Source organism: Ruegeria sp., from assembly GCF_040830605.1.
Classification (GTDB): Bacteria; Pseudomonadota; Alphaproteobacteria; order Rhodobacterales; family Rhodobacteraceae; genus Ruegeria.
On sequence record NZ_JBFOMD010000001.1, the window covers coordinates 483631 to 505915 of the forward strand.

Consider the following 22285-nt stretch of genomic DNA (forward strand, 5'->3'; position numbering starts at 1 on the left):
CAATCAGCTAACAGAGTTGCGTGCGCTTCACCCGGAGGCTGAAACCAATTTTTGCGGCGTGGCGGGGACGGGTGGGATTGCGCCCGTGTTCCCTGTGATCGGGGAAGTAGACCGCATTTCGGAGGTGGATCGGTGTCAAGAAGAACCGGCTTGACCATCCCCGTAGCTTGTCCTAGTGACGGGGAACCAGAGCGGGTATAGCTTAATGGTAAAGCCCCTGCCTTCCAAGCAGGCTATGTCGGTTCGATTCCGTCTACCCGCTCCAGTTCTTCCAATCCGCTTTCGCTTGCGTCAAATGGACCTGTGCTGCACAGCAAGGGGCAGCGTTGCTTGACGCTGCGCGGCTCTGCCGCCAAGAAGCACGGGCATCGCGAAGAAACAGCAACAAGGGCCTGATATGGCACGCACTCAGTCCGCACAATCGTCAGCCACCCCCGCACCGGGGGCCAGCGAAGAGCGGGCCGGGTCCAAGAAGCTCGGCGTTTTGGGGTCGCTCTGGCCCTTCATGAAGCCCTACCGGCTGCTGATGATCGGCGCGACCGTGGCGCTGGTGGTGACGGCGAGCATGTCGCTGACCCTGCCGCTGGCGGTGCGCCGCGTGGTGGATCACTTCCGGATCGAGGATGGGGCGCTGCTGGATCAGTATTTTCTGGCCGCCCTTGGCATCGCCGCGATTCTGGCGCTGGGCACCGGCGTGCGCTATGCGCTGGTGACGCGGCTGGGCGAACGGGTTGTGGCCGACATCCGCGAGGCCGTCTTTGACCGCATCATCGGGATGAGTCCCGAGTTCTTTGAGCGCATCATGACCGGCGAGGTGCTGAGCCGGATCACCACCGATACCACGCTGATTCAGTCTGTTCTGGGCTCGTCGGTGTCGATCGCGCTGCGCAACATGCTGATGTTTTTGGGCGGTCTGGTGCTGATGCTGCTGACTTCGGCCAAGCTGACCGGCATGGTGCTGCTGCTGATCCCGGTGGTGGTGGTGCCGATCCTGGTGCTGGGCCGCCGTCTGCGCGGTATCAGCCGCGAGAATCAGGACTGGATCGCGGCGTCCTCGGGCAATGCGGGCGAGGCGCTGGGCGCGGTGCAGACCGTGCAGGCCTTTACGCATGAGATCGCCAGCCGGTCGCAATTCGCCGAGATGACCGAGACCGCGTATACCGTTTCGCTGCGGCGCATCCAGACGCGCGCGGTGCTGACGGTGATCGTCATCTTTCTGGTGTTTTCCGGCATAGTCGGCGTGTTGTGGATGGGCGCCAACGACGTGCGCGCCGGGCTGATGACCGAGGGCACGTTGATCCAGTTCGTGATCTACTCGGTGATCATGGCGGGCTCTGTCGCGGCGCTGTCGGAGATCTGGAGCGAGTTGCAGCGCGCCGCCGGAGCGACCGAGCGGCTGGTGGAATTGCTCAACGCCGAGGACACGGTGATTGATCCTGCGCAGCCGCAGGTGTTGCCTGAGCCGGTGCGTGGCGAGATCGGCTTTCAGGATGTGAACTTTCGCTATCCCGCGCGCCCGGATGTGGTTGCGCTGGACGGCATGTCGCTACAGGTAAAACCGGGTGAGACGGTGGCCTTTGTCGGTCCCTCCGGCGCCGGCAAGACCACGGTGATCCAGATGATCCAGCGGTTTTATGACCCGGATGCGGGCAGCGTCACGATGGATGGCGTGAACCTGCGGACCATGGACCGGGCCGCGTTCCGCCGCCATATCGCGCTGGTGCCGCAGGACCCGGTGATCTTCGCCGCCTCGGCCCGCGACAATATCCGCTTTGGCCGCCCCGACGCCTCAGACGCCGAGGTCGAGGCCGCTGCCCGCGCCGCCGCCGCGCATGATTTTATCGCCGCCTTGCCCGAAGGCTATGACAGCTTTGTCGGCGAGCGCGGCGTGATGCTGTCGGGCGGTCAGAAACAGCGCATCGCCATCGCCCGCGCCATCCTGCGTGACGCGCCGGTGCTGCTGCTGGACGAGGCGACCTCGGCTCTGGATGCCGAAAGCGAGCTTGCGGTGCAACGGGCGGTGGACGAGCTGAGCGCCGGACGGACCACACTGATCGTGGCGCACCGGCTGGCAACGGTGAAAAAGGCGGACCGCATCGTTGTGATGGAGGCTGGCCGCATCGTAGCGCAGGGCACCCATGACGAGCTAGTGGCGCAGGATGGCCTCTATGCCCGTCTGGCGCGGCTGCAGTTTACCGACGGTCTGGCCGCCGAATGAAGTGACGTTCCGGCACCTTCCCAATCGCCGTAGCGTCATTCTATCCATGTTGACCCTCTCCCGATAAGCCCTCGCTTGCGCAGACGAGGATTTGCTCTCATCTTGGAGCGGAACGAACAAACACCCGGGAGGACGGGTGGCACATAAGGGGAGGAAGCCGTATGGCATTTGCGGGGTTGGAAGACCGGGCACGGATCGAGGGAGAAATGGCGTGGGAGGAGCGTGATCTGCCGATCACGCTGCACGCGCTGCTGGCGCGGACTGCTGGAAAGTTTCCCAACCACAAGGCGCTCAGTTTCCAGTTGCTGTCCGGCCCGACCGACAAGGCAGAAACGCTGACCTGGTCGCAACTGCTGGGCAAGGTCAATCAGGCCGCGAACCTGTTCCGCTCGCTCGGTATCGGCGAGAAGGATGTGGTGGCCTATGTGCTGCCCAACAGCAACGAGACGCTGATCACCATGATGGGCGGGGCCGTGGCCGGGATCGTCAACCCGATCAACCCGCTGCTGGAGCCGGAACAGATCGCCTCGATCCTGCGGGAAACCGGCGCCAAGGTGGTGGTGACGCTGAAACCCTTCCCCAAGACCGATATCGCCCAGAAGGTGGCCGAGGCGGTACGCCACGCGCCAGGTGTGAACACCGTGCTGGAGATCGACCTCAACCGCTATCTGACGCCGCCCAAGTCGTGGATCGTGCCGCTGGTCCGGCCCAAGCTGCAGGACAAGGAGCATCTGGCCCACGCGGATTACCTGAACTTCAACAAGGAACTGGCCAAACAGCCGAGCGCGCTGAGCTTTGCGGACAGTACCGAGGACCGGGTGGCCTGCTATTTCCACACCGGCGGCACCACCGGCATGCCCAAGGTGGCGCAGCACAAGTATTCCGGCATGATCTATAACGGCTGGCTGGGGCACACGCTGCTGTTCTCGGAAAACGACAACATCATGTGCCCGCTGCCGATGTTCCATGTCTTTGCCTGTCATGTGATCGTCATGGCCGCCGTGTCCTCGGGCGCGCATGTGGTGTTCCCGACACCCGCCGGGTATCGCGGCGATGGGGTGTTCGACAATTTCTGGAAGCTGATCGAGCGCTGGAAGATCTCGTTCATCATCACCGTGCCCACCGCTATCTCGGCCAAGATGCAGCGCCCGGTCGATGCCGATATCTCGACGGTCAAGACTGCGTTCTCCGGCTCGGCGCCGCTGCCGGTGGAGCTGTTCCGCCGGTTCGAGCAGGCAACCGGTGTCACCATCGTTGAGGGCTATGGCCTGACCGAGGCGACCTGCCTGGTCTCATGCAACCCGGTCGATGGCGAGAAGAAGATCGGCTCGATCGGCATCCCGTTCCCCTACACCGACGTCAAGATCCTGCGCGACGGTCCGGATGGCCCCGGCGAATGCGCGGTCGATGAGATCGGCGAGATCTGCATCTCGAACCCTGGCGTCTTTGCGGGCAATACCTATACCGAGGCGGACAAGAACGCGAACCTCTATCACCACGACAAATACTTGCGCACCGGCGATCTGGGCCGGTTTGACGGGGACGGCTATCTGTGGATTACCGGCCGCGCCAAGGACCTGATTATCCGCGGCGGCCATAATATCGACCCCGCCGAGATCGAAGAGGCGCTGCTGGCGCATGAGGCGGTGGCCTTTGCGGGCGCCATTGGTCAGCCCGATGCCCATTCGGGCGAAGTGCCCTGCGCCTTTGTCGAACTGGTCGAGGGCGCGTCGATTTCCGAGGCGGAGCTGCTGGAGCATTGCAAGGTGCATGTGCACGAACGCGCCGCGCAGCCCAAGCACATGACTATTCTGACGGAACTGCCCAAGACCGCCGTGGGCAAGGTGTTCAAACCCGATCTGCGCAAGATGGCGATCACCCGCATCTATAACGGCGCGCTGGAACAGGCCGGGGTGTCGGCGCGCGTGGTCTCGGTGATCGACGACAAGAAACGCGGGCTGGTCGCACAGCTTGACGCGCAGGGCTCCTCCGAGGACGATGTCAGCAAGGTGCTGGGTGCCTATACCCGGCCTTGGGAATGGGCAGCCTGAGCGGAGGGGCAATGGATTATGACCGGCTGATCGACGAGGAAACCTGGACCTTCATCAGGCGGACATTGGAGAGTTACCCCGAGGATGCGGTCAACCTCTCCATCGCCGATCAGCGGCGGGTCTATGACGACATGTGCCGGGTGTTCCATCAGGGGCGCCCGGATGGCGTCGCGACCGAGGACCGGTCCGCGAACGGCGTTCCGGTCCGCATCTATTCCGCCGGTGATCCCACCCGAACCGTCGTCTATTACCATGGCGGCGGTTTTGTCGTTGGTGGGCTCGACAGTCATGACGATGTCTGCGCCGAGATCTGCGTTCAGACCGGCTATCGCGTGGTGGCGGTGGATTACCGGCTGTGTCCCGAGTTCCACCATCCGGCGCAGTTCGAGGATTGCTGGACCGCCACGGAATGGGCCGCCACAGAGTTTGGCGACCCGCTGGTGCTGGCCGGTGACAGCGCCGGGGGCAATCTGGCGGCCTGCGTGGCGCATCATGCGCGCGGGCGGCTGGAGAGCATTCTGGGGCAGGTGCTGATCTATCCCGGTCTCGGCGGCGACATGGGCGAGGGTTCATACATCGAACATGCGCATGCGCCGTTGCTGAGCCTTGAGGATCTGCGGTTTTACAAGACCGTGCGGTGTGAGGGGGATGAACCTCTGGACGATCCCTCTTATGCGCCGCTGCGGGAGAGCGATTTCTCGGGCCTGCCGCTGACGGTGGTTGTTACCGCCGGCTGCGATCCTCTGCGCGATGACGGTCGCGACTATTGCGAGCGGGTGCAAGCGGCCGGCGGCAAGGCGTGCTGGATCAACGAAGAGGGGCTGGTGCACGGCTACCTGCGTGCGCGCAGCTCGGTCACCCGGGCGCAGGACAGTTTCGAGCGCATCGTCGTGGCCATCGAGGCGCTGGGGCAGGAGGTGTGGCCCTACGACTGAGGCCGTGGAGCGCAACGCGCTCTGACTATTTTGATTTCGCATGCCCGGGAAGCGCATAACCGGTTCCCACTTTTGTGCGACATGCTCTAACCCGCGACCTCGCGGCATTGCTCGGGCGTGGCGGCGGTGTCCAGCCAGCCGCCGCCCTTGATCTGCCAGTCCGGGCCCCGCACCGTGAGATAGGTCCAGTTGCCGACCGGGAGATGGGAATAGCTCAGCGTGTCACCGGGCTGAATCTGCCCAACCGGGACGGCGCCGGGGCTATGGCCGGAATAGAGGATCGTGACCGGTCCCAACCAGCCGATGCAGGCGCTTTCAAACTCTTCCCGGATCGGCAGATCCGTGAGTTGCCGCCGGATGAACACATCGTCCAGATCGAGCCACACCTGACCGGTATCGACCGTGCAGCCGTGAAAGCGTTCCATTCCGCGGATCTGGTCCACCATCTGCGCGGATGCGGGATCGAGGGACACCGATTTCCCGATGCAATCGCTGTTGTCGAACGCGGCCTGTCCCAGCGCCGAGCCGAAGCAATAACCGGCGCGGTCCATGATCAGGTTGCGGGTGAACCACAGATCGTGGCAGCCATCCCCTCCGGCCCAGGCCGGAGAGGTCGAAAGAAGAAGGAACAGAAATACCCTGTGCATCGCAATGACCCGTAGCAATTGAAAGCTTGAAACGGGTCCAGGGTGCCACGTTCCGCTATTTCAGGAAAGGCTCGGCCTTCATGGTCTCGGCCACCGGCGCGCCCATGCGGGTGAGGATGGTGGGGGCCAGCTGCAATTGTTCGATCACGTAGTCCTCGGCGGGGCCTTCGGCATCCCCGAAGTAATAGAGCGCGGTTTCCTGTTGCAGCGGGTGGCGCCCGCCGTGATGGCCACGCTCGTCCTGACCGTGATCGGCGGTCACGATCACCTCGTACCCCAACTGCCGCCAGCGCGGGATGAACGGGGCCAGCATTTCGTCCATGACAAAACAGGCATGATCCATCTCGTGGCATTCGTGATAAAAGCGATGCCCCATGCTGTCCAGCGTGCAGGTATGCAGGATGCCGTAATCCAGCCCGAAACGCAGGCAGAGATTGGTCAGCGTCGCAAAGAGATCGACGTCGGACGGCGTCATCTGATTGTCCCTGCCGTACCCGGTCATCGTGTGGAACCGGCCATGGTTGATGGTCTGGCTGTCCGGTTCGTCATATTCCACGTCCCGCACGAAATCGAAGGGATGGCGGTTGAAGAACTGCGACCAGAAGCTGTGGGTGACCGCGCAGGTGACACCTCCGGCCTCGCGCACCTGCGAAAAGATATCCTTGTGGCTGAGCCGGAACACGTTGCCATTGCCGGTGCAGCCGTGCTCGGCAGGAACCACCCCGGTGTGGATCGAGGCATAGCAGCTGGCCGAGATGGACGGCAGCACTGCGCGCAGCTTCCACACCCGCGCCTCGCCGGTCTGTACCCAGCCTTCGAGATTGCCGAACAGGCGGCGGAAGTTGCGCCAGGGCACCCCGTCCAGGACGATCAGCAGCATTTTACGGTCCATCGCGATCTCCTTTTCGCGGGTTTGGATTCTGGTCGAGCCTAGCGCCGCAATCCGGCCCGGCCCGTCAGTTCACGCCCCGAATGGTAAAATCCCGACGTCTGCCGTGGGGCAGAACGCCGGGATTTCAGAACGTCATACGGACGCTTCGAAAGGGCGGGGATCAGTTCCCCGCGCTTTCCATCTTGCGGTGAGCGACGACCTCTTCCAGCCAGCCCAGATGCATCTCGGGCACCGAACTGAGCAGCAGGTCGGTGTAGTCGTCGAAGGGCGGGCTGAGCACCTGGCTTTTCGGGCCGTAGCGAACCACGCGGCCCTGATACATAACCGCAATGGAGTCGCTGATCGCACGCACCGTCGCCAGATCGTGGGTGATGAAAAGATAGGCCACGTCCTCGATCTTCTGCAGATCCAGCAGCAGTTTGAGGATGCCGTCGGCGACCAGCGGATCGAGGGCCGAAGTGACCTCGTCACAGATGATCATCTTGGGCTTGGCCGCCAGCGAACGCGCGATACAGACCCGCTGTTTCTGGCCGCCGGACAGTTCCGCCGGATAGCGGTCCATGAATTTTTCGCCCAGTTCGATCTCGTCCAGCAGCTCGATGATCCGCTTGCGCTTTTCGGCACCGCGCATGTTGAAGTAGAACTCCAGCGGACGTCCGATGATGGTCCCCACGGTCTGACGCGGGTTCATCGCCACATCGGCCATCTGGTAGATCATCTGCAACTCGCGCAGGTCCTCACGCGACCGCCCCGCCAGATCGCGCGACAGCTTGCGCCCGGCAAAGGTGATCTCACCATCGCGGGGCGGCAGCAGGCCGGTGATCACCCGGGCCAGGGTGGACTTGCCCGAGCCGGATTCGCCCACGACCGCCAGCGTCTGCCCCGGATGCAGGTCGACGTTGACATTGTGCAGCACGTCGAAGTTCAGACCCTTGTAGCGCGCGGTGATCCCCTCGACGCTCAGCACCGGTTCCGGTGTGGGTTTCTTTTCCTCGTGCTCGATCGAGCGGACCGAGACCAGCGCCCGTGTGTACTCTTCCTGCGGGTTGTTGATGATCTGGTCGGTGGTGCCGTATTCGACCGTATTGCCCATCTTCAGCACCATGATGTCGTCGCTCACCTGTGCCACGACGGCAAGGTCGTGGGTGATGTAGAGCGCGGCAACGCCGGTGTCGCGAATGGCCTCCTTGATCGCCATCAGCACGTCGATCTGGGTGGTCACGTCGAGCGCCGTGGTAGGCTCGTCAAACACCACCAGATCGGGCTCGGGGCACAGCGCCAGCGCGGTCATGCAACGCTGAAGCTGACCGCCCGAGACCTGATGCGGGTAGCGGTCGCCGATATTGTCCGGATCGGGCAGACCCAGCTTGGCGAACAGTTCGCGCGCGCGGGCCTCGGCCTCTTTGCGCGAGAACTTCTTTTGCTCGACCGCCGCCTCAACCACCTGATCCATGATCTTCTTGGCGGGGTTGAACGAGGCGGCGGCGGATTGCGACACGTAGGTCACCTCGCCTCCGCGCAGGTTGCGGATATCCTTCAGCGATGTTTTCAGGATTTCCCGCCCGTTCACCCAGACCTCGCCACCGGTGATTTTGACCCCACCCCGGCCATAGGCCATCGAGGCCAGACCGATGGTGGATTTGCCGGCACCGGATTCGCCGATCAGCCCCAGCACCTTGCCGCGCTCGAGGTCAAAGCTGACCCCGTGCACGATCTCGATGTCATGAGGCTTTTCGCCCGGCGGGTAGACTGTTGCGCCGATTTTCAGGTCGCGGACCTTGAGAAGATTGTCACTCATCCCCGGCCTCCTTTCAGCGATGTGGTGCGGTTCAGCACCCAGTCAGCCACCAGATTGACCGAGATCGCCAGCGTGGCGATGGCAACGGCCGGCAGCAGGGCGGCGGAAATGCCGTAAACGATGCCTTCCTTGTTCTCTTTCACGATACCGCCCCAGTCCGCCTCGGGCGGTTGCACGCCCAGACCCAGGAACGACAGCGTCGAGACGAACAGCACCGCGAAGATGAAGCGCAGACCCATCTCGGCCACCAGCGGCGACAGGGCGTTGGGCAGGATCTCGCGGAAGATGATCCAGGCGATCTTTTCGCCGCGCAGGCGCGCCGCCTCGACATAGTCCATGACCGTGATGTCCACGGCCACGGCGCGGGCCAGACGATAGACGCGGGTCGAATCGAGCAGGCCCATCACCAGGATCAGCACCGGCAGGGTCACCGGCATCACTGACAGCACCACGAGGGCGAAGATCAGCGTCGGAATCGACATGATAAGGTCGACGAAGCGCGACAGCACCTGATCGACCCATCCGCCCATCACGGCTGCGAAAAAGCCCAGAACCGAGCCGGTCACGAAGGACAGGATGGTTGCGGCGGTGGCGATGAAGATGGTGGTGCGCCCGCCATAGATCATCCGGCTGAGCAGGTCGCGGCCGATATTGTCGGTACCCAGCAGATGTTTGGATGAGGAAGGTTCCCAGACGCCGCCCACCACTTCGGCCATGCCATAGGGCGCCAGCAACGGGGCAAAGATCGCCATGAGAAAATAGAGAGCCGTGAAGAACAGCCCGATCATTGCGGAAATGGGGATGTTCTTCATTTCGGATGCCTCAGACGCGGGTTGGCCAGGATCGAGACGATATCGGCGATCATGTTGAGGCCGATATAGACGGCGGCGAAGATCAGGCCGCAGGCCTGCACCACCGGCACATCACGTTTCGACACGTGGTCGACCAGGTATTGGCCCATGCCGGGATAGACGAACACCACTTCGATCACCACGACGCCCACGACCAGATAGGCCAGGTTCAGCATCACCACGTTGACGATCGGGGCGATGGCGTTGGGAAAGGCGTGGCGGGCGATGACCTGAAACCCGGTCAGGCCCTTAAGCTCGGCGGTTTCGATATAGGCCGATTGCATCACGTTCAGGATGGCGGCGCGGGTCATGCGCATCATGTGCGCCAGAACCACCAGCGTCAGCACCATGACGGGCAGGGCGATGGCCTGCAGTTTCTGCAGCAGGTTCATGTGATCGCCGATCATCGCGACCGACGGGAACCAGCCCAGTTTCACGGCAATGAAATACATCAACAGATAGCCGATGAGGAATTCCGGGATCGAGATTGAGGCCAGCGTGATCGCCGAGATCGCCTTGTCGGGCCAGCGGTCCTTGTAGCGCACTGCGATCAGGCCCAGCAGGATGGCGAGCGGCACCGAGATCAGTGCGGCCCAGAAGGCCAGGAACAGAGTGTTCGACATGCGCTGGCTGATGCTTTCGGCAATGTCGCGGCCATTGGTCAGCGCGACGCCCAGATCGCCCTGCAGTGCGGCAAACAGCCAGTCGAAATAGCGGGTGATCGCGGGTTCGTTCAGCCCAAGCTCCTCGCGCAGGTTGGCCAGGGCCTCAGGCGTTGCGGATTGGCCGAGAATGGACTGGGCCACGTCGCCGGGCAGGATGATCGTGCCCGCGAAAATAAGTACGGAGACTGCCAACAGCAGCAAAAAGCCCAGCGCAATGCGCTGGACCACAAGTTTCATCGCGGGTCCCATATCAGGCAGCAACCCACATCGTCATTGGTGCGTAGAAGTTGTTCAGGTCGAAACCGTTCTGGGAGTCGATCCAGCCGTCCACGTCCGAGGTTGTCGCGTCGATGAACTGGTTGAACATCGGGCAGATCAGCCCGCCCTCATCCCGCAGGATGGTGGACATGTCCGCATACATCTGCGTCCGCTTGCCCTCGTCCAGTTCCCCGCGCGCGGCGAACAGAAGCTGGTCGAACTGCTCGTTGTTGAAACGGGTATCGTTCCAGTCGGCCGTCGACAGATACGCGGTCGAGAACATCGAGTCCTGGGTCGGACGTCCGCCCCAATAGCTGGTGCAGAAGGGCTGCTTGTTCCAGACCTCGGACCAGTAGCCGTCATTGGGCTCGCGCTTGATTTCGATATTGATGCCCGCCGAGCCGCAGGACTGCTGGAACAGGGCCGCCGCGTCCGGGGCACCCGGGAACGAGTTGTCCGAGGTACGCAGCAGTACCGTGCCGTCAAAGCCCGATTCCTTGAGGTGGAACGCGGCCTTGTCCGGATCGTATTCACGCTGCTCCAGCTCGGTGAAGAGCGGGTAGGAGCTGTTGATCGGGGTGTCGTTGCCGACCGAGCCGAAGCCGAACAGGATCTTGTCCACCATCTCCTGCCGGTTGATGCCGTATTTCAGCGCCATCCGCAGATCCTTGTTGTCGAAGGGTGCGGTGTTGGTGTGCATGATGAACACGTAGTGCCCAGGGCCGGACGTGGTGCGCAGGTTGATGTTGGGCGCGCGTCCGACCAGTTGGGCGGTGCGCGGCGGCACACGGTTGATCATGTGCACCTGACCCGACTGTAGTGCTGCGACGCGGGCGGTGTCGTCGTTGATGACAATCAGCTCGATGGTGTCGGCGTGACCGACAGTGTCATCCCAATAGTCGGGGTTCTTTTCACCGACAAAGCGCACACCCGGCTCGACCGATTTCAGGACGTAGGGACCGGTGCCGATTGCCGCGGTCGGATCGTCCTTGCCGCCGCCCGGCTGAATCAGCAGGTGATAGTCGGTCAGCAGGTAGGGCAGGTCGGCGTTCGGCTTGTCCAGTTCGACGATGAACTGGTCGCCGTCCACGCGCATGTCCTTGATGCCGCGCATGATGCCCAGGGCACCCGATTTTGTGTCTTCGCCGGAGTGGCGCTCCATGGTCGCCAGAACGTCGTCGGCGGTCATGGTCTGACCGTTGGAGAAGTTGACGCCCGAGCGGATCTTGAAGGTCCAGACCCGCGCATCGGCCGACGCCTCGAAGCTTTCGGCCAGGCGCGGCCACAGCCCGCCATTGGGGTCCAGTTCCAGCAGCGGTTCGCCCCAGAGACGCAGAACCTGTGTCGCGGTGGCGTTTGCGGCCAGTGCCGGGTCAAGGCTGTCGGATGAGCCGCCGCCCTGGATGCCGACGCGGATGGTGCCGCCCTTGACCGGGCCTGCCGCATGTGCTGCGCCCGCGAACATGGTCGAGGCAACGGCGGCCGAGATGCCCAGGGCCGCGGCTTTCCCCATGAATTCGCGGCGGGTCATCTTGCCTGCGGCCACCTGGCTGGCCATGTGATTGAGTTGATCGTTCATTGGATTCTCCCAGTTGATCTGTCCATCTGCCTCTGAGGGGCAGTTTTTTTATTGACGCGTGAGTCAAAGTTGGCGCATTTCAGCCTGACGGGCAAGGGTTAATCTCGGCCCGGATCGGCGATGCGGTTCAAACGTGGTTGCGCGGAATGCTGTCCTCGATCTCGCGGCTGTAAATCTCCTTTTCGTTTTCATAGGCATGGAGTGTTGCGCGCAGATGAAATCTGTCGCGGTCGGACCACATTTCACAGCGGGCTTCGGTGCGCAGGTGCAGGCCGTCGCGGCCCATCTCCTTGGTCCAGTGACAGGTGCCGCGCGCCGAGAGCGGATCGTCGGGATGGATGGACCAGCGTTCCCGCGCGATGCCGCCGCTGATCAGGCCGTGATCGGAGTCGCGGACTAGGCCAAAATCGTCCTCGATGACCAGATGCACCTCGCCCGTGACCTGATCGGTCTCGGTGCGGCGCGCGTTGGAACCTTGCCGCAGGGTCTCGGTTGCCCAGGGTGCCTCGGCATCGGGGGGCGGAAAGGCGTATTCGTCGGTCTGGCCCGAGGGGCGCAGGGGCAGGGCGACTTCTCCGCCGGTCAGATGCAGTTCGGCGGTTTCGGGCGAGGGCCAGATCAGCGGCCAATAGGCGCTGGAGATCGCCAGCCGCAGGTGGTGACCCTTTGGTACGCGATAGGCGATGTGATCGAGGTCCAGCGTGATGTCGTAGCTTTTCCCGGGCTCCAGCGGTTGCGGATCGGCATGGCCGTCGCGATGGGTCAGGTTCAGCACGCCATAGGTGATCCGGGTCGAGGCGCCGTCGGAATGCACATGGTTCAGCCGTACCGCGATCTGAGCCTGTGGCATGTCGGCGCTCAGCCGCAACCGCAGGCGCGGGGCGCCGACGATGTCCATATCCTGCGCCAGCGGCGCGCCGTCGATACAAGCCGACAGGGCGTCATCGGGGCGCTGATCTCCGGGCAGTTCGGGACCCAGCCAGATGGCGCAGTATTCTCCGCTTTCCATCCCACAGTGATGCGGTGAGCGTACCTTGATATCCAGCGGCCCATCCGCACCCAGCCCATCGTTGCCAAGTGACAGGGTTTGCGTTTGCAGATGCGCGGTCGCGCCCTTGGGTTCCGCGATCCAGCGGCCCGGGCGTTCGGTATACCAGCGCGCGGGCCGGACGCCGTCCATCAGATAGGCGCGGTAATCCGGGTCATCGGTCACGCCGGTGTCACGCCCCTTGAGCCAGTGATCCCACCAGCGCAGCGCCTCTTGCAGGAACCCGATACGTGGCTCGGGGACCGCGAAATGCGGGTATTTGTGCACCCACGGACCGTTGATGCCCTTGACCGGTGCGTCCAGCCGCTCGACCAGCAGCGGCACCGTGTTCTTGTAGGCATCGCCCCAGCCGCCCACGGCCAGCGTGGCCGCCGTGATGGCACCGAAATCCTCGCAAACCGATCCGTGCCGCCAGTAGGCGTCGCGGGTCTGGTGGCGCAGCCAGACCGAGGGCAGAAAGGGCTCGTTCTCAAGCCGCTCAAGCCACATCTCGTGCCAGTTGTCCCGCAATGCAGGATCGGGTGCGCGCGAGGAATAGGACCACATGGTGGCCCCCCAGCCGAGGTTCTCGTTCAGCAGGCAGCCGCCCTTGTAGTGGATGTCGTCGGCGTAGCGGTCTGCCGTCGAGCACAAGGTGATGATCGCTTTCAGCGCCTGGGGCTGCATCGCTGCGACCTGCAGCGCGTTGAAGCCGCCCCAGCTGATCCCCATCATGCCCACATTGCCACTGCACCACGGCTGCGCGGCGAACCAGTCGATCACCTCGACCGCGTCGTCGAGCTCCTGCTGGGTGTATTCATCCGCCATCAGCCCTTCGCTGTCGCCATTGCCGCGCATGTCGACGCGGATGCAGGCATAGCCGCGTTTGGCAAACCACGGATGGGTCAGCGCATCGCGGACGGTGGTGCCGTCACGTTTGCGGTAGGGCAGATATTCGAGCACCGCCGGTACAGGATCGTCCGGTGCATCGACCGGACGCCAGACACGGGCGGACAGGCGGCAGCCGTCGGACAGGGTGATGCCGAGATCCGGGATCTCTTCGATCTCGCGCAGGGCGTTCGGGGTGGACGTCATGCTCCGAGTTTCCGCCCCAAATTCGTTTCAATAAAGAACGTAAGCGTCAGTTCATCGGCGAATCGCGACCAAAAGGTCCATGACGTTGGTGCCGGTTGGACCGGTATTCAGCAGCGCGTCCATCTGCTCCAGATAGCTGCCGCTGTCCGCAGCGGCGAGCGCCTCGGCAGCGCCATCGCCCCATATACCGCCATGCACGATCCCGCCGGCCGATTCGGTGGGTCCGTCGGTGCCGTCGGTGCCGCCGACAACGAGGGTCAGGCCGTCGCATCCGGCGATTTCCCGTGCCAACGCCAGAGCCAGCGCTTGATTGCGCCCGCCGCGTCCCGGGTTTTCGGGCAGGACGACCGTGGGTTCCCCGCCAAAGATCATCGCGCCGCGCGGCATGTCCCGCAGGCGGGGGCCAAGGGTTGTGGCGAGCGTGGGGAGGTCGTTATGCAGTGCTTCTTCATTGGCCAGAACGTCGAATCCGGCGCCTTGTGCAGCCTGCACCGCCGCCGCGCGGGCATGGGCGTTCGAGGCGATGATCCGTGCCTGGGCATCGAAGGCGGGGGCGTCGGGTAGGGCACCGATACCGGAGCCGATCACCATCAGATCGTCACCCGGCACATCCGAGATTGCCAGTACATCGGCGCGTGTACCCGAGAAACCGGACAGCAGCCCGCCGCCCTTGATCCGCGATATCTTCCTGCGCTCGGCATTCATCGCGCCGATATCGAGCCCGGTGGACAGCAGTTGGCGGTTGAGCGCGGCCAGATCATCCAACGTCTTGCCCGGCATCAGATCCTCGGCCAGTGAGGAGGCCCCGCCCGAGACCAGCAACAGCAGGTGTGTGTCCGACCCCATTGCCTCGACCGCCTCGCGCAGGGCGCGGCCGCCCTCAAGGCTGCGGGCGTCGGGAACGGGGTGAGACGCCTCGATCAGGTGGACATCGTCGGGCAGGCCGTCGCCATGCCCGTCCTTGGTGACCACGAGGCAGGGTACCCCGGAGAACTGATCAAGCGCCGCTTGCGCCATCGCGCCTGCGGCCTTGCCGACGGCCAGAATTCGGTCGGGTTTGGGCAAATCGCCAAGCGCGGCTTGTGTTGCTGTGTAGCCGCCGACGGCGTCCACTCCGGCTTGCCAGATTGCGCGGGCTGTTTCTCGGGCGTCCATCATGCCTCCATCCAGATCGTCACGGGGCCGTCATTGACCAGTTCCACCGCCATGTCGGCGCCGAAGCGTCCGGTTTCGACCGGAACACCCTGCGCGGCGAGTTGGGCGGCGAAGTATTCGTAGAGCCGTTCACCCTCGTCCGGCGATGCCGCCGCCGAGAATCCGGGCCGGTTGCCGCGCGCGGTATCGGCGGCCAGCGTGAACTGGCTGACCACCAGAGCCGAGCCGCCGCTATCCAGAACCGAGCGGTTCATCTTGCCCGCCTCGTCCTTGAAGATCCGCAGCTTGGCGATCTTGGCGGCAAGGTGATCTGCCTGCGCCTCGCCATCGCCGTGCATGGCGCAGATCAGGACCAGCAGGCCGGCGCCGGTCTGGCCGATGACCTCGCCATCGACAGTGACCGAGGCGCGGGAGACGCGTTGGATCAGGGCACGCATGTGATGTTTTTTCCTGTTGGAGAAACGGTTGGCGCAGGGGTGCCAGCCTGCCCGCCGCAGGTCAACCCGCTTGATCAGGTATGCGGGGGTTTTCCAGCTAAGCGCTTACGGCTTACGCAGTTCCCGGGCCAGGGCGCAGAACGCCTCGAGCGGGACTTGCTCGGCCCGTTCGGTGGGCTGGATGCCCGCAGCGAGCAGGCGATCCTCGATATCCGGGGCCGTGCCCTTGAGCGAGGCGCGCAGCATCTTGCGGCGCTGGTTGAAGGCGGCGGCGACAACGCGCGAGAGCGTGGCGGCATCCGCCGGATAACGCGGCTCGGGCAGCGCGGTCAGATGCACCACAGCGCTGGACACTTTCGGCGGCGGGGTGAAGGCACCAGGCGGCAGGGACATGGCAATACGCGCCTCGGCCCGCCATTGGGCGAGGATGGCCAGCCGCCCGTAGGCCTTGCTGCCGGGCTGCGCCACGATGCGCTCGGCCACCTCGCGCTGGAACATCAGGGTCAGGCTCTGCCAGAAGGGTGGCCATTCGGGCGGGGTCAGCCAGCGGACCAGCAGTTCGGTGCCCACGTTGTAGGGCAGGTTCGCCGCGATGCGGATTGGCGGGGTCAGGTGGGCCAGCGGGTCGATTTCAAGCGCGTCGCCGTTGATCACTTCGAGACGGTCCGGATAAGCGGCGGCGATCTCGTTCAGCGCGGCGATGCAGCGGGTGTCTTTCTCGACCGCTACGACCTTGCGTGCGCCCTCGGACAGCAGGCCACGGGTCAGGCCGCCGGGGCCGGGGCCGATTTCCAGCACGTCGCATTGGGTCAGATCCCCGGCTTGGCGCGCGATCTTGGCGGTCAGGTTGAGGTCGAGCAAAAAGTTCTGGCCCAGCGATTTGCGGGCCGAAAGCTGGTGGGTCGCGATGACCTCGCGCAGGGGGGGAAGGGTGTCGATAGCGCTCATGATCCGGTTACCGTGGCGCGGAAGGGGCAGGTCGTGCCAGAGAATTTTGTGCCTCCGGCGGGGATATTTCCAGCAAGAGGAAGCATCAAGCCCTTTTCGCCATGTGCTGGGCCAGCTTCAAGGCCTCGATCAGGCTGGTGGGGTTGGCGACGCCTTTGCCTGCAATATCGAAGGCAGTGCCGTGGTCGGGCGAGGTGCGGATGAAGGGCAGGCCCAGCGTCACGTTCACGCCCCGGTCGAAATCCAGCGTCTTGATCGGGATCAGCGCCTGATCGTGATACATCGCGATTGCGGCATCGTAACGGGCGCGGGCGGCGGCGTGAAACAGGGTGTCTGCCGGGTGCGGGCCGGTCAGGGTGTAGTTCTCGGACTGCATCTCTTGCAGCAGGGAGGTGATCCAATCGCCCTCTTCCTGCCCCATCGCGCCGCCTTCGCCCGCATGGGGGTTCAGTCCGGCCACGGCGAGGCGTGGGTGGGCGATGCCGAACTGGTCACGCAGGCCCGCTGCGGTGATCTCGATGGTTTCGCGCAAGAGCTTGTGCGTCAGGGCCTTGGGCACGTCGGCAAGGGCGATGTGGATGGTGGCGGGCACGACGCGCAGCTGCTCGCTGGCCAGCATCATCACCACCCGCTCGCGTCCGGCCAGCGCGGCGAGGAATTCGGTGTGCCCGGGATAGGCAAACCCGGCGCCGTCGATCAGCGCTTTCTTGTGGATGGGCGCGGTGCAAATGGCCGAGGCGGCGCCGGATTGCACCAGCTCCACCGCGCGCTCGATGGCGCGGATTACGCCCGGCGCGTTGCGCGGGTCGGGCTGGCTGGGGTGGTTGGGCGCGGCGAAGGGCAGAGGCAGAATTGGTAGTGCCGTTGCGCTTGTGGCGACGGCTTCAGTGGGGTCGTCCAGCAGGGCCACCGGCGTGTCCTGCGGCAGGTGCGATGGGTCGCCGATCCAGACGAAGGGGCAGGTGTCGCGTAGCGTTTCCCAGGCGCGGGCCGCAATCTCGGGGCCGATCCCGGCCGGCTCACCGCAGCTGAGCGCGATGGGCGCAGTCATTGCTCGACGATGACGGCGTCGGCGCGGAGCTGTTCCAGCAGGCTTGCGGCAAAGGCCTGCAGGCGCTGTTGGGTCAGCGCATTGGCCACGTCCTGGCGCGAGGTCTCCTCACCCAGATCGCGGGTCCGGCTGCACAGCATCAGGAACACCAGCGTCTGGCCGTTGTTGCGGGTCACCGCCGTGGAAATCTCGTTCGGGTCGAGCTTGGCAAGTTCCAGCGCGATATCGCGGGGGATCTCGGACGGCTTTGCCGTTACGCGCTCCAGAACTTCGGCGGGCTGTCCCTTGGCAACGCCATAGAGGTCATCGCACGTGTCCACGCGGCCGGTCAGTTCGGCGGCGGTGGACAGGGTCTCGGGGCTGCGGCCTCCGCCCATGTAATAGGCCGCATATTCGATCCCCGCGTAACGCGGCGTGCCGCCCGAGACCTCGCGCACGCCGCGCAGTTGGAACAGGGCGACCGCGTTGGGCAGCGTCAGGGGCGAGGTGATCTCGCCCTCGTTGAGCGCCAGTATCACCGGTTGCAGCGCCGGGGGAAGGCTGTTCAGCGACAGCCAGTTCATCCGCCCGCCATTGCTGCGGGTGTCCGCGGCTGAATACTGAGCGGCCGCTGCCGAGAAGTCGTCATAGCTTTTGAGCTGTGCGATCTCGTCGGCCAGGGTCTCGACCTGGCCCAGCGTCTGCGGCGTCACGGGGATGATGATCTCCGACAGCAGCACCTGCAGCCCGGTCCCACCGGCCTGGCCCATGGCGCGGTCGATCTCTTCTTCGGTGGGCCGGGCCCGCGAGATGAAGCGCGAACTGATATAGTCGCGCCAGGCCAGCTGGTTGCGGATAAAATCCCGCACCGTCTCGGGCGAGATACCGGCATTGCCCAGGACCCGCAGGAATTCCTCGGTCGAAAGCTGGCCGCGCGCTGCGAACTCGTCGATGCCGACCTGCACGTCTTCCGGTGGTATCTCGATCCCGGCCTCTTCGATGGCTTGCAAGCGCAACCGGTCGTCGATCAGGGATTGGCGCACCTCGGCCTCGCTGTCGCCGGGAATGCCGAGCAGTTGCAGGAATTGCAGGCGCTGGTCCAGTTCGTACCAGGTCACGACGTCCTGATTGACCCGGATTGCTGGCGAAAACGGGGTTTGCGCCATGGCCGTAGCTGAGGTCAGCGCAAGGCAGGCCGCCGTCAGCACAGGTGCAGCCGCTGTCAGCCAGCGTGCGAAGGGTCGGGTCGAAAGTCTGGTGATCAGCTGCATGTTCGCCTGTATTTCTTTTGTCCGCTGTCAACCGCATAACCGGTCAGGGCAACGGTAAAGCCGAAATCGGTCGAGGGCTCAATACTTGATGACGAGGTATAGCGCCGTCTGACGGTCAAGTTAACGGTCACACATTCGTTTTGATAGGCCAGACCGAAGCCGGCACTGATGGGCCGGGAATCCTTGAAATCGTAGCGGATATCGCTGCGCGTGGTCCAGTTCTCGGTCACTTCATAGCGCCCGTTGAGCCAAATCTCGGATACCGCAAGGTCCCTGTCCTCGGCCGGGTCGCGCCCGAGCCAGACGTAAGATCCGCTGAGCCCGCCACGTTCGGCATCCCATTCCCCGCGCAGTTCCGCCTTGGAGAAGTTGAAATCGCTGTTGAGGAGCCCGCGCGCGGTCAAGCCAAAGCCCTGATCCAGCTTGATCTGGCCCGCCAGCAGCAAGTCCGAGGCGTGGCCGCCAAGACCGGAGGATTTGGAGAACGAGGGATCGGTCGTATCGCGGAACACCTGGCCGATCGTGGCAAAAGCCTGCCAGCCCCGGGGATCGTAGCGCGCCCAGTTGAGGCCCAGAACGGCGGTGGCGCCATCCTCGCGCTTGTCCTCAGCGGGAAACCGGGTCAGCGACAGCAGGTTGCCCTGATCGAACTCGACAAAGTTGCTTTCGTCGTTCGGCACGTCGGTGTCCGATACATTGGTCCAGCCGATCTGGGCGATGGGTTCGATATAATGTGTCGCGCCGGTTCTCTCGCGTTTGATCATCGGATAACGCAGGGTGAAGGCCGCACGCGGGGTGGTGCGGAGGGTTTCCTCCGGGAAGGTGCTGTCATCGCGGATGCGGAACCCGTCGACCGAGGCGCCGATCTCACCTTCGGCCCGCAGCCCGCTGGCAAAGGTCCAGGTCCTCAGCCATTCGGCATCGACCGTGGCCCGTGCCACGTCGCGGCCAACAAGATCTTCGTTGCTCGGGCGTTTGTGCCCATGGGCGGTCAGGCCCAGCCGTACCTCGCCACCCAGCGTCGTCGGAAAGAAACGCCTCTGGTAGTTGACGTCGAAAATCCGTGCGGGGAACTCGCCTTCGTTGTCGCTGTCCCGCAGGGATTTGTAGTGGATGAAACCGACGCGGAACGCCGTGTCGCGCTTAATCCGGGTCAGGGCGATTTCGCTGCGCAGGCGGTCAAAATCCGGCAGGCCGTAGTCGGCCAGATACGCGTCGTCCGAGGCGGCCTTGACGTCGAAGGTCAGCCGGTAATCGTTTTTCAGGTTGAACCAGCCACGGCCGAACAGATAGCCCCGGGTCTCACCCGGTTGCAGATCGTCCCGCGTATGCGCGCCTTCGATATGGATGCGCCCGTTCTTGAACGCCTGCCGATAGCGATATTCCAGCGTCCGAGTGCGCGGCGACAGGTACGGCGTCAGCGTCAGATCCCGGTGATCGCCCAGCTTGAAGAAATAGGGCACCTTGACCCCGGTTTCGAGCTGCGAAGTGGTGCGGATGGACGGCACCAGAAAACCGGTGGCGCGTTCCAGCGTCGGGTCGGGCAGACGCAGGGCGGGAAAGTAGAACACTGGCACGTCCAGAATGCGGAACTGCGCGTCCTCGAAGTAGAGCTGCCGTTCAAGCTGATCGTGCGTGACCTTGCGGGCCCGGATCTGCCAGAGCGGCGGCCTGCCATCCTCGCAGACATGGCACGATGTGGCCGAGGTCTTGTAAAGCTGGGTGTAGCGCCCGCCCACCCGCGTCATCTGGTGGGCGGCCAGCTGCACCTGCTGGTCGAACACCATTCGAGCGCTGATCAGCAGGCCGTTCTGCAGCCCTTTGTCCAGCTCTGCGGCGTCGGCCAGGATGGTCGAGGTTCCGCCCTGATCCAGACGGATCGGCCCCTCGATTTTCAGTTGCCCGTTCTCCCGGTCGAACGTGACCTTGCGCGCCCTCAGACGGACATCGCCCTGATAGGCCTCGACATTGCCTTCGGCGATCAGCACGCGCTCGGGCGTGATGAATACCTTGTCGGCCACCAGCAGGGCGGGGGGATCTTCCTCGGTCTGGGCGGCAGCGCCGGGTTGCGCCGTGGTCTGCGCCAAAGCGGCCGGCAGCGACGTCAGGCAGGCCACGCCTGACAGCAGCGCGGCAAAGAATGTGCGCCGCATCATCCGTCCTCCGCGTGCAGCAGCAGGCCCAGAGGCAACAGGATCGCCGCAATCGGCGGCGCCCAAGCGGCAAGATACACCGAAAGCTGGCCGTTTTCGCCGAGGATCTGCGCGAAGTTCCGCACGAAGTAGAGCGCAAAGCCCAAGAGAACCGCAGTCAGGACCGCCACGCCGGTGCCGCCAAATCGCACGTGTCGCATGGTAAAGACAGCGCCCACCAGCACCATCGAGATCAGAAACAGCGGCCGGGCAAGCTCGGCATGCAGCCAGACCTCGTATTGCTTGGTCGAGAATCCGGCCTGTTGCAGATCCTGAATCAGTTGGGGCAAGTCGTAGACCGACACGGTGCCCTGCTGACCCAGCGTGTCCAGAATGCGGTCACGTGTGAGCGTGGTCGGCAGCTCCAGCCGCTCGTGCACGGCGGCATTGGTTTCGGGGTTGAGACCGGCAGCCAAGGGCCAGGCCTTGGCGTTTTCCAGCACCCAGACGCCGTCGCCCAGCCGGGCACTTTCCGCCACGATCTGGCGGACCGGCCCGCCATCCTTGGCATAGGTCAGGATGGTCACGTCGAGCAGGGCAAACTCATCTTCTTCACCGAACCCGTTGGCATGGATGACCGACTGGCCCGCCTCGGTGCCCTGTCGCAGCCAGAGCCCTTCGCCACTGATCGACAGGGCCGAGTTGCCGCCGTTGCGGTAGGTGTCGGCGAGGCGTTGGTATTCTTCGCCGGTGGCCGCGACGATGGGGTTCAGCATCGCTACCGCCAGTACGCCAATGACCGCCGACACAAGCACCGGCGCCACCAGCGCCCGGATGCCCGAGCGCCCGATGGATCGTGTGACTACCAGTTCAGAGCTGCGGGCAAGGCCCACGAAAAGCGCGATGGTTGCTAGAATCATCAACAGCGGCAACATCTCGCTGATCGCCGCCGGCGCGTTCAGCAGGGTCAGTTGCAGCAATTGCCCAAGGCTCAGATCCGCTTCATCGAACCGGCGCACCTGCTCGATCAGGTCGATGAGCAGAATCAGGGTCATGAAGACGGCCCCGATGAACAGAAAGCTCTGCAGAAAACGGCGGGCGAAGTAGCGGTCGAGGATCACCGGCTCGCCTCCAGCCCGGCGCGTGCGCCGGGATTCGGGTTGGAGATGCCAGGTCGATACATCAAGTGCGACAGTATGTTTCTGTCGTTTAGTGCCACTGCTTCCCCCCGGAGCCCGCGTGTTGTTTTCCCGGGACCTTAATCTAATTGAACGGCGGGGAAAACTGCTATCTGGT

At 64.0% G+C, this 22285-nt stretch carries 17 protein-coding genes and 1 tRNA gene; 4 read left to right on the forward strand and 14 right to left on the reverse strand.

Annotation, left to right across the window (positions count from 1 at the left end):
- The first annotated feature begins 191 nt into the window (after positions 1-191).
- From AB3N21_RS02255 to AB3N21_RS02270, 4 genes are all read left to right on the forward strand, one after another.
- Positions 192-265: transfer RNA gene (locus AB3N21_RS02255), tRNA-Gly, on the forward strand.
- 132 nt (positions 266-397) lie between these two features.
- Positions 398-2218 carry an ABC transporter transmembrane domain-containing protein gene (locus AB3N21_RS02260; RefSeq protein ID WP_367933683.1) on the forward strand — a complete coding sequence of 607 codons (1821 nt, stop codon included), beginning with the start codon at positions 398-400 and terminating at the stop codon, positions 2216-2218.
- Between the two features lie 161 nt (positions 2219-2379).
- Positions 2380-4269 (forward strand): acyl-CoA synthetase, encoded by a 1890-nt coding sequence (locus AB3N21_RS02265; RefSeq protein ID WP_367933684.1) that lies wholly within the window; start codon positions 2380-2382, stop codon positions 4267-4269.
- An 11-nt stretch (positions 4270-4280) separates the two neighbouring features.
- Positions 4281-5204, forward strand: coding sequence for an alpha/beta hydrolase (locus AB3N21_RS02270; RefSeq protein ID WP_367933685.1), 924 nt, complete (start codon positions 4281-4283; stop codon positions 5202-5204).
- A gap of 86 nt (positions 5205-5290) precedes the next feature.
- Here AB3N21_RS02270 and AB3N21_RS02275 read toward each other — a convergent pair whose 3' ends face one another.
- The 14 genes from AB3N21_RS02275 to lptG all read right to left on the reverse strand — a co-directional run bounded on the left by AB3N21_RS02275 (position 5291) and on the right by lptG (position 22110).
- On the reverse strand, positions 5291-5851 hold the full coding sequence (locus tag AB3N21_RS02275; RefSeq protein ID WP_367933686.1) for a DUF4453 domain-containing protein: 561 nt from the start codon (positions 5849-5851) through the stop codon (positions 5291-5293).
- 55 nt (positions 5852-5906) lie between these two features.
- Positions 5907-6743, reverse strand: coding sequence for an alkaline phosphatase family protein (locus AB3N21_RS02280; protein WP_367933687.1), 837 nt, complete (start codon positions 6741-6743; stop codon positions 5907-5909).
- 160 nt (positions 6744-6903) lie between these two features.
- The gene (locus tag AB3N21_RS02285; RefSeq protein ID WP_367933688.1) at positions 6904-8541 is read right to left on the reverse strand and encodes an ABC transporter ATP-binding protein; all 1638 of its coding nucleotides are present in this window, start codon (positions 8539-8541) and stop codon (positions 6904-6906) included.
- Positions 8538-9353, reverse strand: coding sequence for an ABC transporter permease (locus AB3N21_RS02290; RefSeq protein WP_171173737.1), 816 nt, complete (start codon positions 9351-9353; stop codon positions 8538-8540). The genes AB3N21_RS02285 and AB3N21_RS02290 overlap by 4 nt, the downstream gene beginning before the upstream one ends.
- Positions 9350-10306, reverse strand: coding sequence for an ABC transporter permease (locus tag AB3N21_RS02295; protein ID WP_367933689.1), 957 nt, complete (start codon positions 10304-10306; stop codon positions 9350-9352). Before AB3N21_RS02295 ends, AB3N21_RS02290 begins: the two co-directional genes overlap by 4 nt.
- Position 10307: 1 nt before the next feature.
- Positions 10308-11894, reverse strand: a complete 1587-nt coding sequence (locus tag AB3N21_RS02300) for an ABC transporter substrate-binding protein (RefSeq protein WP_367933690.1) — start codon at positions 11892-11894, stop codon at positions 10308-10310.
- A gap of 127 nt (positions 11895-12021) precedes the next feature.
- The gene (locus AB3N21_RS02305; RefSeq protein WP_367933691.1) at positions 12022-14016 is read right to left on the reverse strand and encodes a CocE/NonD family hydrolase; all 1995 of its coding nucleotides are present in this window, start codon (positions 14014-14016) and stop codon (positions 12022-12024) included.
- Positions 14017-14067: 51 nt separating this feature from the next.
- Complete coding sequence (locus AB3N21_RS02310; protein ID WP_367933692.1) at positions 14068-15174, reverse strand: DUF4147 domain-containing protein; 1107 nt, start codon at positions 15172-15174, stop codon at positions 14068-14070.
- Positions 15171-15608, reverse strand: a complete 438-nt coding sequence (dtd, locus tag AB3N21_RS02315; protein ID WP_367933693.1) for a D-aminoacyl-tRNA deacylase — start codon at positions 15606-15608, stop codon at positions 15171-15173. The genes AB3N21_RS02310 and dtd overlap by 4 nt, the downstream gene beginning before the upstream one ends.
- A 105-nt stretch (positions 15609-15713) precedes the next feature.
- Positions 15714-16556, reverse strand: a complete 843-nt coding sequence (gene rsmA / locus AB3N21_RS02320) for a 16S rRNA (adenine(1518)-N(6)/adenine(1519)-N(6))-dimethyltransferase RsmA (protein WP_367933694.1) — start codon at positions 16554-16556, stop codon at positions 15714-15716.
- 85 nt (positions 16557-16641) lie between these two features.
- Positions 16642-17607, reverse strand: coding sequence for a 4-hydroxythreonine-4-phosphate dehydrogenase PdxA (pdxA, locus tag AB3N21_RS02325; RefSeq protein ID WP_367933695.1), 966 nt, complete (start codon positions 17605-17607; stop codon positions 16642-16644).
- Positions 17604-18857: a peptidylprolyl isomerase gene (locus tag AB3N21_RS02330; RefSeq protein ID WP_367933696.1), complete on the reverse strand. Its 1254-nt coding sequence runs from the start codon at positions 18855-18857 to the stop codon at positions 17604-17606. The genes pdxA and AB3N21_RS02330 overlap by 4 nt, the downstream gene beginning before the upstream one ends.
- Positions 18848-21010, reverse strand: coding sequence for an LPS-assembly protein LptD (locus AB3N21_RS02335; protein WP_367933924.1), 2163 nt, complete (start codon positions 21008-21010; stop codon positions 18848-18850). Before AB3N21_RS02335 ends, AB3N21_RS02330 begins: the two co-directional genes overlap by 10 nt.
- Positions 21010-22110, reverse strand: coding sequence for an LPS export ABC transporter permease LptG (lptG, locus tag AB3N21_RS02340; RefSeq protein ID WP_367933697.1), 1101 nt, complete (start codon positions 22108-22110; stop codon positions 21010-21012). Before lptG ends, AB3N21_RS02335 begins: the two co-directional genes overlap by 1 nt.
- Between the last annotated feature and the right edge of the window lie 175 nt (positions 22111-22285).